Annotated in this window: 6 protein-coding genes (1 of these 6 cut by a window edge); all 6 read left to right on the top strand. The window is 72.5% G+C overall.

Annotation, left to right across the window (positions count from 1 at the left end; all coding sequences use genetic code 11):
* Tightly spaced (each overlapping or abutting the next), the 6 genes in view from Amac_RS26980 to Amac_RS26955 form a layout consistent with a single transcriptional unit that may run on beyond the window.
* Positions 1–1730 carry the 3' portion of a non-ribosomal peptide synthetase gene (locus Amac_RS26980; protein ID WP_155357210.1) on the top strand. Its footprint begins 1690 nt before the window's first position, so 1730 of the gene's 3420 nt are visible here — the last part of the coding sequence; its start codon lies off the left edge, out of view; its stop codon occupies positions 1728–1730.
* The gene (locus tag Amac_RS26975; RefSeq protein ID WP_155357209.1) at positions 1727–9757 is read left to right on the top strand and encodes a non-ribosomal peptide synthetase; all 8031 of its coding nucleotides are present in this window, start codon (positions 1727–1729) and stop codon (positions 9755–9757) included. The genes Amac_RS26980 and Amac_RS26975 overlap by 4 nt, the downstream gene beginning before the upstream one ends.
* Positions 9741–10664 (top strand): ornithine carbamoyltransferase, encoded by a 924-nt coding sequence (locus Amac_RS26970; RefSeq protein WP_155357208.1) that lies wholly within the window; start codon positions 9741–9743, stop codon positions 10662–10664. Before Amac_RS26975 ends, Amac_RS26970 begins: the two co-directional genes overlap by 17 nt.
* On the top strand, positions 10661–11812 hold the full coding sequence (locus Amac_RS26965) for a Zn-dependent hydrolase (RefSeq protein ID WP_218041299.1): 1152 nt from the start codon (positions 10661–10663) through the stop codon (positions 11810–11812). The genes Amac_RS26970 and Amac_RS26965 overlap by 4 nt, the downstream gene beginning before the upstream one ends.
* Positions 11809–12657 (top strand): ABC transporter ATP-binding protein, encoded by an 849-nt coding sequence (locus tag Amac_RS26960; RefSeq protein ID WP_218041298.1) that lies wholly within the window; start codon positions 11809–11811, stop codon positions 12655–12657. The genes Amac_RS26965 and Amac_RS26960 overlap by 4 nt, the downstream gene beginning before the upstream one ends.
* Entirely contained in the window at positions 12650–13510 is an 861-nt protein-coding gene (locus Amac_RS26955) for an ABC transporter permease (RefSeq protein ID WP_155357206.1), read from the top strand. Before Amac_RS26960 ends, Amac_RS26955 begins: the two co-directional genes overlap by 8 nt.

Genomic DNA, 13510 nt, shown 5'->3' with positions numbered 1-13510 from the left:
CCCGCCTGGCCCGGCTGCTGTCCAACGCCGGCGCACGCATCCTCCTGGCCGCGCCAGGACCTGACGGCGTGATGCCGGAGTGCGTTGACGTTGTCCGGGTGGATCGGCTTGGCGACTTCCCCGTGACGGCTCCCGCGCGTGTGACCGACCCGGACCAGTTGGCGTACGTCATCTTCACCTCGGGCTCGACGGGAGGCCCCAAGGGGGTGCTGGTCAGCCAGGGTTCTCTCGCCGGATATGTCGCCGCAACCGCCGGATATCCGCACGGCCCCGGTGAGGTGCCGCTGTTCTCCTCGGCGGCCTTCGACCTCGTGGTGCCCGCGCTGTTCCAGCCGCTGATGTCCGGGCGCACGCTGCGGCTGCTGCCGGAGGACCTGGACCTGGCCGACCTCGGCAAGGCCCTGGCCGCGTCCGCGCCGTACACGTTCGCCAAGATGACCCCGGCGCACCTGGAACTGCTCACCCACCAGCTCACCGCCGAGCAGGCGGCGGGGCTCAGCGGCCTGCTGGTGGTGGCCGGGCAGGCACTCCCCGCCGAGCTGGTACGCCGATGGCGGGAACTCGCCCCCGCCACCCCCCTGATCAACTCCTACGGCCCGACCGAGACCACGGTCTCCTGCTTCGCCCACCTTGTGCCGCCCGGCGAGGAACCCGCGGACGGTACCGTGCCGATCGGGCTGCCGATGGCCGGGGTGACCGCGCTCATCCTGGACGCCGAGCTGCGGCCGGTGCCCGACGGCGTCATCGGGGAACTCCACGTCGGCGGCCCGGGGCTGGCACGCGGCTACCTTGGCCACCCCGGCCTGACCGCCGAGCGGTTCATCCCCGCCGCGGGAGGGGGCCGCCTGTACCGCACCGGCGACCTCGCCCGCCGTACCGCGACCGGCGAGGTGGAGTTCCACGGCCGCGCCGACGACCAGGTCAAGATCCGCGGCCACCGGATCGAACCCGGCGAGATCGCCGCCGTGCTGCGCGCCCACCCGGGCGTCCGGGACGCGGTCGTCGTCGCGCACGGGCAACCCGGCGCACCCCGCCTGGCCGGATACGCCGTGCCCACCACCGGCGCCGTCACCACCGGCATGGGCGCCGCCACCACCGGAACCAGCGCCGCCACCACCGGAACCAGCATGGGCACCGCCACCGCCACCACCGGCACTGGCACTGGCACTGGCACTGGCACCGTTACCGGCACCGCCGCCACCGCCGCCGCTACCGGCACTGGGACCGCCGTCGCCAGTGGCACCGGGACCACAGACCTCACTGGCACCACTGCTGTCACCGTCGCCGACCTGGTCGAGCATGCCCGGCGCCACCTGCCGGAGCACATGGTCCCCGCCGACGTCATCCTGGTCGGCGCGATCCCGCTCACCCGCAACGGCAAGGTGGACGTGACCGCCCTGCCCCTGCCTGGCGCGGCCGACGCCCCCGCCCACCAGGCGCCCAGAACGGAAACCGAGGAGATCGTCGCCGAGCTCTGGTCGCGCGTGTCGGGGATCGACGACCCGGGCGTGCACGACGACTTCTTCGCCGCCGGTGGTGACTCGATCACCGCCATTCGCCTCATCGGGAGCGTCAGGGACGCCTTCGAGGTGGAGATCTCCTTCCGCAGGTTCTTCGAGGCGCCCACCGTGGCGGGCCTGGCCGATGCGGTCGAGGACGCCGTACGCGCCGAGATCGAACAGATGAGCCACGACGAACTGCTCGCCTACCACGGAGAACCCGGGCCATGACCACACCGGACACCGAAACGCTGCGGGCCGACCTGATCCGCCGCAGGCTGGCCGGGGCGCGGCGGCGCAGGCAGGGCGTGCCGCCCGCCGACCGGTCGCTGCCGCTGCCGCTGTCGTTCGGGCAGCGGCGGCTGTGGCTGCTGCACCAGCTCGACCCCGGCAGCCCCGAATATCTCGTCCCGATGGCGATGCGGCTGCGCGGATCGCTCGACACCACCGCGGTCTGGCGGGCCTGGGACGCGGTGGCCGCCCGCCACGAGATCCTGCGTACCCGCTACCAGGTGATCGGCGGCGAGCCCGCGCAGATCGTCGACGAGCCCCGGCCGATCGAGGTCAGGGAGGCCGACCTCAGCCATCTGCCCGCCGCCGAGCGGCTGCCCGCGGCGATGGCGGTGTTCGAACGGGAGGCGCGTACGCCGATCGCGCTGGACCGGGAGTGGCCGCTGCGGATCTGGCTCGCCAAGCTGGACGACGACGACCATGTCATGGTCGCGGTCTACCACCACATCGCTTTCGACGGCTGGTCGCTGGGCGTGATCGACGCCGAATGGCCCGCTCTCTACCTCGGCTTCGCCCTCGGCCAGCAGGATCCGGCCGGGCAGTTGCCGCCGTTGCCCGTCCAGTACGCCGACTACGCCGCCTGGCAGCGTACCCGCATGTCGGGGGCGCTGCTGGAACGCGAGCTCGCGTACTGGCACGAGCAGCTCGACGGCGTTCCCGCGCTGGAGCTGCCCACCGACCGGCCGCGCCCCGCCGTACGGGACTGGGCGGGTGGCAAGACCGAGTTCCACGTGCCCGCCGAGGTGGCCGAGCGGCTGCGCCAGGTCGGGCGGGAACGCCAGGCCACCCTGTTCATGGTCCTGCTCACCGCCTTCCAGCTGCTGCTGTCGCGCTACTCCGGGCAGCGCGACATCGCGATCGGCACCCCCGTCGCCGGGCGGGTCCTGCCGGAAATATCCGGAATGATCGGCTTCACCGTCAACACACTGGTGATCCGCGGCAGGTGGCGGGGCGATCCCGGTTTCCGCGAGCTGCTCGATCGCACCCGCTCGGTCGTCCTGGACGCGCTCGACCACCAGGAACTGCCCTTCGAACGGCTCGTCGAGGACCTGCGGCCCGATCGCGACCTGTCCCGCAACCCGCTGTTCCAGGTGATGTTCGGCCTGCACAACCAGGAGTCCGGCGAGGGCGACTACGGCATTCTCAAGGCCGAGACGCTGCTCACCGAAGGCTCGGTGGCCAAGTTCGACCTCAACCTGCAGCTGGAGGAGACGGCCGAGGGCGGCCTGTTCGGCGTGCTCGACTACGCCGCCGCCCTGTTCGACCCGGCCACGATCGAGGCGATGGCCGGGCATTTCCAGCGGCTCCTGCGCGGCATCGCCGCCGACCCCGGCCGCGCGATCTCCGGCCTGCCCCTCAACGACGACGAGCCCGCCCGCCTCACCTGGGACCCGCCCGCCGTCCTGGTCACCGACCTGGTCGAGCGGCAGGCCCGTACCCGCCCCGGCGCGGTGGCGCTGACCGTCGACGGCGCGTCCGTCACCTACGCCGAGCTGGACGAACGGGCGAACCGCCTGGCCTGGCGGCTGCGCGCCCTCGGCGTCGGCCCGGAGACCCGGGTCGCGGTCTGCCTGCCCCGGGGGATCGCCCTGGTCCCAGCCCTGCTCGCGGTCTGGAAGGCGGGCGGCGCGTACGTCCCGCTCGACCCAGACCACCCGACGGCCCGGCTGTCCCAGACCTTCGAGGACTGCGGCGCCCACATCGTCATCACGGAACCGGCCCTGGCCGGCGCCTTCCCGAACGCGCACGTACTGTCCCCTGACCAGCTCTCTGGCCCGGACGCGCACGTGCTGTCCCCCCACCAGCCCTCTGACCCGGACGCGCACGCGCTGTCCCCTGACCAGCTCTCCGGCTCGAACGAACATGCGCTGTCCCCTGACCAGCCCTCTGGCCCAGACGCGCACGCGCTGTCCCCTGACCAGCTCTCCGGCTCGAACGAACATGCGCTGTTCCCCGACCGGCCATCTGGCGCGGACGCGGACGTGCTCTTCCTTGACCAGCCCTCTGGTCTGGACGATCCGCAGGGACCGCCGGAGCGGACCACCGACCCCGACGGCCTTGCTTACGTGATCTACACCTCCGGCTCGACCGGCCGTCCCAAGGGGGTGCTGGTCACCCACGCCAACCTCGCGCGGCTGCTCGGCGTCACCGAGGGCGAGTTCGGGTTCGGGCCGGAAGACGTCTGGACGATGTTCCATTCGGCCGCCTTCGACTTCTCCGTCTGGGAGATGTGGGGGTCCCTCTCCACCGGCGGGCGTCTGGTGGTCGTGCCGTTCGCCGTCTCCCGCTCGCCTGAGGACTTCCGCGCCCTGCTCGTCCGGGAGCGGGTGAGCGTGCTCAACCAGACGCCGTCGGCGTTCGCGGGCCTGGCCGCCGCCGCCCACCGCGACCCGCTCCCGGCCGGGCACCCCCTGCGCCTGGTCGTCTTCGGCGGCGAGCGCCTCGACGCGGCCACGCTGCCCTCCTGGCCCGGCGTCGAGTTCGTCAACATGTACGGAATCACCGAGACCACCGTCCACGTCACCCTGCACCGGGTCGGCGGGGAGACGCCCGGCGTCAGCGTCATTGGCCGCCCGCTGGCCGACCTGAGCGCCCATGTCGTCGACTGCTACGGCGACCCCGCGCCGCCCGCCGTCGCCGGGGAACTCTACGTCGGCGGGGCCGGAGTCGCCCGAGGCTACCTGGGCAGACCCGCCCTCACCGCCGAACGCTTCGTCCCCGACCCGTACGGCCCGCCGGGCTCGCGCCGCTACCGCAGCGGCGACCGCGCCCGCCGCCGTGCCGACGGCGCTCTGGAATTCCTAGGCCGCCTCGACGACCAGATCGCGCTACGCGGCTACCGCGTCGAACCGGCCGAGGTCGAAACCATCCTTACCGCCCATCCCGCCGTACACGAGGCGGCCGTCGCCGCCCGAGGGGGCAGGCTCGTCGCCTACCTCACCCGTCTCCCCGAGGGCGGCGAGGCCGAACTGCGACGGCACTGCGCCGCCGCCCTGCCCGCACACCTGGTACCAGCCCTGTACGTGGAGGTCGAGCGCCTGCCGCTGACCCCCAACGGCAAGATCGACCGCCGGGCCCTGCCCGACCCCGGCACCGCGGCGACCGGCACGCCCGGCCCTCGCACCCCGCCGGGCACACACGGCGAGGCCCGCATGCTCGCCGAGTGGACACGAGTCCTGGCCCGCTCCCCGATCGGCGTCGACGACGACTTCTTCGAACTGGGCGGCGACTCGCTGCGCGCCGTCGCGCTCGTCGGGGACCTGCGCGCGGCCGGGTTCGACGTCGCCGTACGCGACCTGTTCGAGCTGCGGACCATCGCCCGCCTGGCCCGACTGGCCGCCGACCGGCCCGCCGCCGGCGAACACGTCAGGGCGGAGCCGTTCGCCCTGCTCGGCCCGGAGGACGCCGCCCTCGTTCCGGCCGGGGCGGTCGACGCCTACCCGCTCTCCCAGATCCAGGCGGGCATGGTCTACCAGTACCTCGCCCACCCGGGCGCGGGCTACTACCACGACGTCTTCAGCTTCGGCATCCGCGACGACCGCCCCTTCGACGCCGAGGCCCTGCGCTCGGCCGTCACACTCATCACCGCCCGCCACGAGAACCTGCGCACCTCCGTCGACCTGGGCACGTTCTCGGTCCCCGTCCAGATCGTCCACGCCAAGGCGGAGATCTCCTTCGGCGTACGCGACCTCCGCCACCTCCCCCCGGACCAGCGCGCAGCCGAGGCCGCCCGCTGGGCGGAGCGCGAGCGGGAACGCCCGGTGGACCTGAGCCGCGCCCCACTGCTGCGCCTGTTCGCACACGTCGAGGAGGACCTCCGCTGGCGGCTCTGCATGAGCCTCCACCACGTGATCATCGAAGGCTGGAGCCAGCACCTACTCCTGATGGAACTCCTAGACACCTACCACTCAATCCGCGACGCCAAGCCGAAGCCCGCACTATCCGAACTCGCGCCGTCGGAGTCCGCGCTGTCCGGGTCCGCGCTGTCCGACCCTGCGCTGTCCGACCCTGCGCTGTCCGGGTCCGCGCTGTCCGGGTCCGCGCTGTCCGACCCTGCGCTGTCCGGGTCCGCGCTGTCCGGGTCCGCGCTGTCCGACCCTGCGCTGTCCGGGTCCGCGCTGTCCGGGTCCGCGCTGTCCGACCCTGCGCTGTCCGGGTCCGCGCTGTCCGGGTCCGCCCTGTCCGAGCCTGTGCTTTCCGGACTCGTGCTGTCCGGGTTCGCGCCGTCTGAGGCCGCGCCGTCTGAGGCCGGGCTGCCCACTGTCCGGTACGCCGACTTCGTTGCGGCCGAGCTCGCCTCTCTCGCTGACCCTGGGGACCAGGGGTTCTGGGCCAGGACGTTGGACGCCCACGCCCGTTGGGCCGTACCGGGGGATTGGGCGGATCAGGGCGCGGGCGACGAGCTCGATTTGCTCGGCGTCGATCTGCTGGACGCCTACGAAGGGCTACTGCGGCTGGCGGCCGTTGCGGGGGTGCCGCTCAAGAGCGTGTTGCTGGCCGCGCATCTGAAGGTGCTGGGTTCCTTCGCCGGGGACGCAGCCTTCCACACCGGGCTGGTCTGTGACGCGCGGCCCGAGGTCGCCGGGGCCGACAGGCTGCACGGCATGTTCCTCAACATCGTTCCGTTCCCGTTCCAGCTGGACGCGCCCACCTGGCGCGACCTGGTCCGGGACGTGTTCGACCGGGAGGTGCGCCTGTGGGGGCACCGGCGCTTCCCGCTGCCGGAGATGCAGCGCCGCTGGGGCGCGGGCGGGCCGTTGCTTGCGGCGTTCTTCAATTACCTCGACTTCCATATGGTCGACGGGGAGCTCGTGGACTTGCTGGACAGCACCGGCGAGACCCCGAACGAGTTCCCTCTCCAGGTGACCGTCCGCAGCGGCACTCTCACTCTCACCGCTCGCCGTCGCGTCATCGGCCAATCGGCCCTGACCCGCTTGGCGGACACCTACCGGCGCGTCATTACGGCGATGGCCACCGACCCAGACGGCGACGCCCTGTCCGCCTACCTCCCCGCCCAGAACGACCCCACATCCGCCGAAGCCCCTCTAGAGGATTCCCTTGAGGCTTCCCTCCGCCCGGTTCCGCTCCTGATCGCGGCCCACGCCAAGGCCACCCCGACAGCGGTCGCAGTCACACAGAGCGGCAATTCGAGCGGCACTTCCGGTGGAACCGAGGCGAGCACGACCGAGGGTCGGCCCGGGCAGTTGCCCCTGTCGTATGGCGAGTTGCACGATCGCGCGTCCCGTTTGGCGGGGCGGTTGCGTGAGCTGGGCGCAGGGCCCGAGCGTGTCGTCGGCGTCTGCCTCGAACGCGGTCCCGAACTGCTGGTCGCGTTCCTGGCGATCTGGTACGCGGGGGCGGCCTACCTCCCGCTCGAACCGTCCTGGCCCCGCCATCGGCGCATGGCGCTGCTGGAGGACGCGGACGCCCGCATCCTCCTCAGCGAGGGCGAGGGCGAGGGCGAGGGCGAGGGTGAGAGCGAGGGCCAGGGTGAGGGCCAGGGCCCGGGCGATGTCGAGAGCGAGAGCGGCGGTGAAGGCGAGGGCGGGGGCCAAGTCCAGGTCAAGGGCAAGGGCGAGAGCGGCGGTGAAGGCGGGGGCGAGCGCGGCGGTCACGGTGACCACGATGGCGGCGCCTTGGCTGTGGTCAGCCCTCGGGACGGGCAGTCGGCGGAGGCGATTGAGCCGGTGGCCGTCGATCCCGACTCTCTCGCTTACGTGATCTACACCTCGGGTTCCACCGGGCGACCCAAGGGAGTCGAGATCACCCATCGGAGCCTGTCGTCCTACCTGCGCGCCGCAGACGCCCTGGGCAGCGCGCCGCTGTTCTCCTCGGCCGCCTACGACATGGCGGTCACCTCCCTGTTCGCGCCGCTGGCCCTCGGCCACCAGGTACGGCTGCTCCCACCCGACCTCGACCTGGCACAGTTGGGCGACCTCCTCCTCCGGGGCGGCCCATACGATTTCGTCAAGCTCACCCCCTCCCATCTGGAAGCCCTCACCCAGACCCTGCCACCCGCCGCCGCCGAAGGCCTCGCCCGCGCCTGGCTGGTCGGCGGCGAGGCCCTCACCCCCAGCCTGGCCGAACGCTGGCTCACCATCGCCCCCGGCTCCAAGATCATCAACGAGTACGGCCCGACCGAGGCCACCGTGGCCTGCACCGCGTTCACCACCTCGGCACCCGTCCCAGGACCGAGGGTCCCGATCGGCAAAGCCCTGCCGGGAGCCTCCGCGCGAGTCCTGGACCGCTGGTTCGAGCCGCGCCCCGAAGGAACCCCGGGAGAACTGATGATCGGCGGCGTCGGCGTGGCCCGAGGCTACCGGGCCAGGCCTGCCCTGACGGCCGAACGATTCGTCCCGGACCCCTGCGGACCGCCGGGATCACGCATGTACCGATCCGGCGACCTCGCCCGCGTCCTGCCCACCGGCGACCTCGACCTGCTCGGCCGCCTCGACGACCAAGTCAAGATCCGCGGCTACCGAGTCGAGCCCGGCGAGGTCGCGGCCGCACTGGCAGAGGACCCGCAGGTGGCTGAAGCCGTGGTGGTGGCAACGGGCGACCGTCTCATCGGCTACATCGTCCCCGCGAAAGATCGCCCGGCCGATCACGCCGTGCCCGCACGGGACCAGCTGGTCGATCACGCCCTGTCCGCAGGAAACGGCTTGGTCGATCACACCGTGTCTGCGGGAGATCGGGCGGTCGGTCACGCTGCATCTGCGGGGGGCCGGTTCGACGATCACCCCCGATCCGGAGGGGATCAGCCGGAGGCTCGTGCCGTACCAGCTGGAGGGTTTGACGAGTCGGCGTGTTTGGCGCGGTTGCGGGAGCGGCTGCCAGGGCATCTGGTGCCGTGGCGGGTGGTGGAGGTCGAGGCGGTGCCGCTTACCGCCAATGGCAAGCTCGACCGCAAGGCCCTGCCCGATCCGGCCGGGCCGTTCCCGCGTGCCTCCGAACCGCCGGCCACTCCCGCCGAGCTCGAACTCGCCGAGATCTGGGCTGAGATCCTCGGCGTGGCCGCGATCGGCAGGGACGATGACTTCTTCGACCTGGGCGGCCATTCTCTCCTGATGCTGCGGGCGGTCGCCCTGGCCGGTCGGCGCGGGCTCGCCCTGCGCACGCACGACATCCTCGAACTGCGGACCATCCGCGCCCTGGCGGCCAGGCTGCAGTCCCCGCTCCCCGAACCTTCGCTGATCTGGTTGCGCGAGCGGGAGACGGACCTTCCCCCGATATACGCCGTGCACCCGGCGGGCGGCGGCTCGCACTGGTACCGGCCGGTGGCCGAGCGGCTGTCGCGCCCGGTTGCCGCCTTCGCCGTACCAGGCCCGGAGGAAGCGGCCGACCTTCAGCGGCTGGCCGGACGCTATGTCCGCCTGCTCGGCCCGGCCCCGCACCACCTGCTGGCCTGGTCCTCCGGCAGCGTGATCGCCTGGGAGATGGCCGCCCAGCTGATGGCCGCCGGTCACCCGCCGCCCGAGCTCACCCTCCTGGACCCGATGGCCGACATCCCCGGCAGCGCCGTCGGCGCGGACACCTTCGACCAGCTGGAAAGCCTGCTGCGCGACCCCGGCCGGACCCGCCTGGGCCGCCGCGTCGCCGACCTGCGAGCCAGGCGGATGCTCGCCGACCTCGGCATCCTCGCCGCCCGCGAGGACCTCGGCGCGCTCTCCGCGCAGATCGAGCTCTGGCGCGCCCTCGACGAGGCCACCGCCGCCTACCGCTTCCCCGCCCTGCCGCTACGGGTCCGGCTGGTGGCCAGCGACGACTGCGCGGGAGGAAACCACACCGTGACCGGGCGCAGGCCGTACCGGGACTATCTCGGCCGGTGGCGCGAGCTCGCCGGCGGCGGGCTGAGCGTGCACCGGCTCGGCTGCGCCCACCGGGGCGTGTTCGATCCCCCCTACGTCGACACCCTCGTCCAGCTGCTCCGATCAAGTGAGGTGACCCCCCATGCGGCCAGGACCTGACCGCGCCCGCCACCTGATCTCCCTCACCGACCTGTCCGGCGAGGACCTCACCGAGCTGGTCGAGCGGGGCTGCGCCGTCAGCGCGGGCGCCGCCACCTCCGCCGGCCTGCGGGGACGCGTCGTCGGCGTCTACTTCACCCGCACCTCCACCCGCACCAGGACCGCCTTCTCCGCCGCCGCCCTGCGCCTGGGCGCCGGCCTGATCTCGTACGGCCCCGGCGACCTGCAGGTCAACACCGGGGAGACGCTGCACGACACCGGCCGGGTGCTGGCCAGGATGCTCGACGTCCTGGTCATCAGGACCGCTGGCCCGCCCGAGGAGATGGCGGCGCTGGCCGCCCAGAACCGGATGCCTGTGATCAACGCCATGAGCGCCGACGAGCACCCCACCCAGGCCCTGGCCGACCTCACCACCCTGCGGCTGCGCTTCGGCGCGATCACCGGCCTGCGCGTGCTCTACGTGGGGGAGGGCAACAACACCGCCGCCGCCCTGGCCCTCGCCCTGGCCCGCTTCCCGGGCGCGGAACTGCACCTGCGCACCCCGCCCGGGTACGGCCTCACCGAACGCGTCACCCGCCAGGCCAAGGAGTACGGCGGCCTGGTCACCGAACGCCACGACATGGACGCCTTGCCCGGCGAGGTGGACGTCGTCTACACCACCCGCTGGCAGACCACCGGCACCACCAAGCCCGACCCGCACTGGCGGGACATCTTCGCCCCCTTCCACGTCGGCCAGCGGCTGATGGACCGCTACCCGGACGCGTTCTTCATGCACGACCTGCCCGCCCACCGGGGCGAGGAGGTCGCCGCCGAGGTCCTGGACGGGCCGCGCAGCATCGCCTTCGACCAGGCGGAGAACAAGATGCACAGCGCGACCGCCGTGCTGGAGTGGGCGGTGGGCGCGTGAGCCCCCGCATCTCCGCCGACCGCCTGCTCGCCGACCTGGACGCGCTGGCGGCCTTCGGCGGGCGGCCCGACGGCGGCGTGGACCGGGTCGCCGGGTCGGCCGCCGACCTGGCCGCCCGCGACTGGCTGGCGTCCCGCATCGAAGACGCCGGCTGCCTGGCCTGGCGGGACGGCATCGGCAACGTCTTCGGCCGCCACCCCGGCGGGACCGGCCCCTGGCTGCTGACCGGCTCGCACACCGACAGCGTGCCCGGCGGCGGGCGGCTGGACGGCGCGTACGGGGTGATCGCCGCCCTGGAGGTGCTGCGCACCCTGCGGGAGGCCGGCCACCCGGCCGCACTGACCCTGGAGATCGTCAGCTTCTGGGACGAGGAGGGCGCTTCACCCGCCTCCGACGGCGGCCTCGTCGGCTCGACCGCCTTCTGCGCGGGCGACCACATATCCGACATCGCCGCCTTCGTGGAGCTCCACATCGAGCAGGGCCCCCGGATGGAGGCCGCCGGTCTGGAGCTGGGCGTCGTGGAGGGCATCGTCGGCATCGACCGGCACACCGTCACCCTGACCGGGGAGACCAACCACGCGGGCACCACCCCGATGCACGGGCGGGCCGACGCCGCCCGTGCGGCGGCCCAGGTGCTGGTCCAGGTCAGGGAGATCGCCGCCGCGGCCGACCCCGGCATGGTCGCCAACGTCGGCTGCGTCGAGGTACTCCCCGGCGCGCCGAACGTGATCCCCGGGCAGGCCCGCCTGGTGGTGGAGTTCCGCGCCGCCACCCCGGCCGCGCTGGAGACCGCCGCCGCCGGGCTGCGAGCCCACGCCGCCCTGGTCGCGGAGGAGGAGAACTGCGTGGCGCTGGTCGAGCCGCTGTCCAGCAAACCGAGGTCCCGCTTCGACCCCGCCCTCTGCGACCTCCTGGAGAAAGTATGCAAACGCCTCGGCGCGCCCTTCGAGCGGATGGTGAGCTTCGCCGGTCACGACGCCGGCGTGCTCAGCCGCCACGCGCCGACCGCCATGGTGTTCGTGCCCAGCCTCGCCGGAGTCAGCCACGCCCCCGCCGAGCACACCCCGGACTGGCAGCTCACGCAGGGCTGCCAGGCCCTTCTGGAGACCGTGGTCTCCCTGGCCCACAGAGAAGGTGAGTCGCAGTGACGACGACAGCAGTGCGGGTGCGCGGCCTGCGCAAGCAGTACGACGGGGTGACCGCCGTCGACGGGATAGACCTGGACATCAGCCCCGGCGAGGTGTTCGGCCTGCTCGGCCCCAACGGGGCCGGCAAGTCCACCGCGGTCGAGATCCTCGGCGGGCAGCGCACCCGCGACGCCGGCGAGGTGAACGTGCTCGGGGTGGACCCCGGCCACGCCACCGCCGCCTGGAAGGACCGGATCGGCATCGTCTGGCAGACCACCGCCGACACCCCCGAGGTGACGGTCGCCGAGCTCGTCCACCACTTCACCCTCTACTACGAGCGCCCCCGCGACCCCGACCAGGTGCTGGACCAGGTCGGCCTCACCGACCAGGCCCGCAAGAAGGTGCACGCCCTGTCCGGCGGCCAGCGCCGCAGGCTCGACGTGGCCCTGGGCATCATCGGCGACCCCGACCTGCTCTTCCTGGACGAGCCCACCACCGGCCTCGACCCCGAGGCCCGCCGCCGCTTCGCCGACCTCATCCTCGGCCTGGCCGCCGACGGAACCACGATCATGCTCACCAGCCACTACCTGGACGAGGTCGAGGTGCTCGCCGACCGGCTGGCCGTGATCTCCCAGGGCCGGATCGTCGCCGAAGGGCGCCCCCGCGACCTGGGCGGCCGGGCCTCGGCGGTCAGCACCGTGCACTGGATGAGCGCGGACGGCCCGCGCTCCCTCGACACCGACACCCCCTCCCAGGTCGTGGTTGACCTGGTGGCCGAGTTCGGCGGCGAGGTCCCGGAACTGCGGGTCGACCGGCCCACCCTCGAAGACGTCTACCTGCGACTGATAGGAGCGACCGATGAGTGAAGTCACCGTTTCCCAGCTGGACCGGCCCACCCCCCTCCCCGCGCTGCGCAACGACCCGCGCCGGGTGCTGCGGGTGGGCCTGGCCCGCGCGGTCCTGGAGACGAAGATGTTCTTCCGGGAGAAGGACCAGATCGCGTTCGTCTTCTCGATCGCCGTGGTCATGCTGATCATCCTGGCGTCGATCTTCACCACCCAGTACCGGGGCACCGACATCACCGTCTCCCAGGTGTACGTGGCCGGGCTGATCGGCACCGGCATCACGGCGGTGAGCTTCCAGAACCTGGGCATCTCGATCGCGGTGGAACGCGACCAGGGCGGCCTGCGGAGGCTGGCGGGGACGCCCATGCCGCCCAGCGCGTACTTCATCGGAAAGGTCGGCAGCGTCCTGGTGGTCGCCGTCATCCAGGTCGCGATCCTGCTCGTCCTCGGCGTCGTCCTGTACGACCTGCAGCTGCCCGCCACCATCGGCCCGTGGCTGACCTTCACCTGGGTGTTCCTGCTGGGTCTGGCCGCCATGACCATGCTCGGCATCGCGGCCAGCAGCGTGCCCCGCTCGGCCCGCAGCGCCACCGCCGTGATCACGCTCCCGTTCGTGGTCCTGCAGTTCATCTCGGGCTCCTTCCTCCCGCACACCGACCTGCCCGACTGGCTGCTGAACCTTTCGGCGATCTTCCCGCTGAAGTGGATCTGCCAGGGCATGCGCTCGGTCTTCCTGGGCCAGGAGGCCGCGTTCATGGAGATCGCCGGATCGTACGAGCTGGGCAAGGCCTTCCTGGTCCTGACCGCCTGGATCGTGGGCGGCCTGGTCCTCTGCCTGCTGACGTTCCGCTGGAAGGACCAGCACGCCGGATGA

The organism is Acrocarpospora macrocephala, assembly GCF_009687865.1.
In the GTDB taxonomy this organism is placed as follows: domain Bacteria; phylum Actinomycetota; class Actinomycetes; order Streptosporangiales; family Streptosporangiaceae; genus Acrocarpospora; species Acrocarpospora macrocephala.
The sequence above is the reverse complement of the archived record's forward strand: the minus strand, read 5'-3'. Positions and strand labels throughout refer to the sequence as shown.

Excerpts from the sequence above, each read along its gene's own strand:
- Amac_RS26975 (WP_155357209.1), top strand. The coding sequence starts at position 1,727 with ATGACCACACCGGACACCGAAACGCTGCGGGCCGACCTGATCCGCCGC.
- Amac_RS26970 (WP_155357208.1), top strand. The coding sequence starts at position 9,741 with ATGCGGCCAGGACCTGACCGCGCCCGCCACCTGATCTCCCTCACCGAC.
- Amac_RS26955 (WP_155357206.1), top strand. The coding sequence starts at position 12,650 with ATGAGTGAAGTCACCGTTTCCCAGCTGGACCGGCCCACCCCCCTCCCC.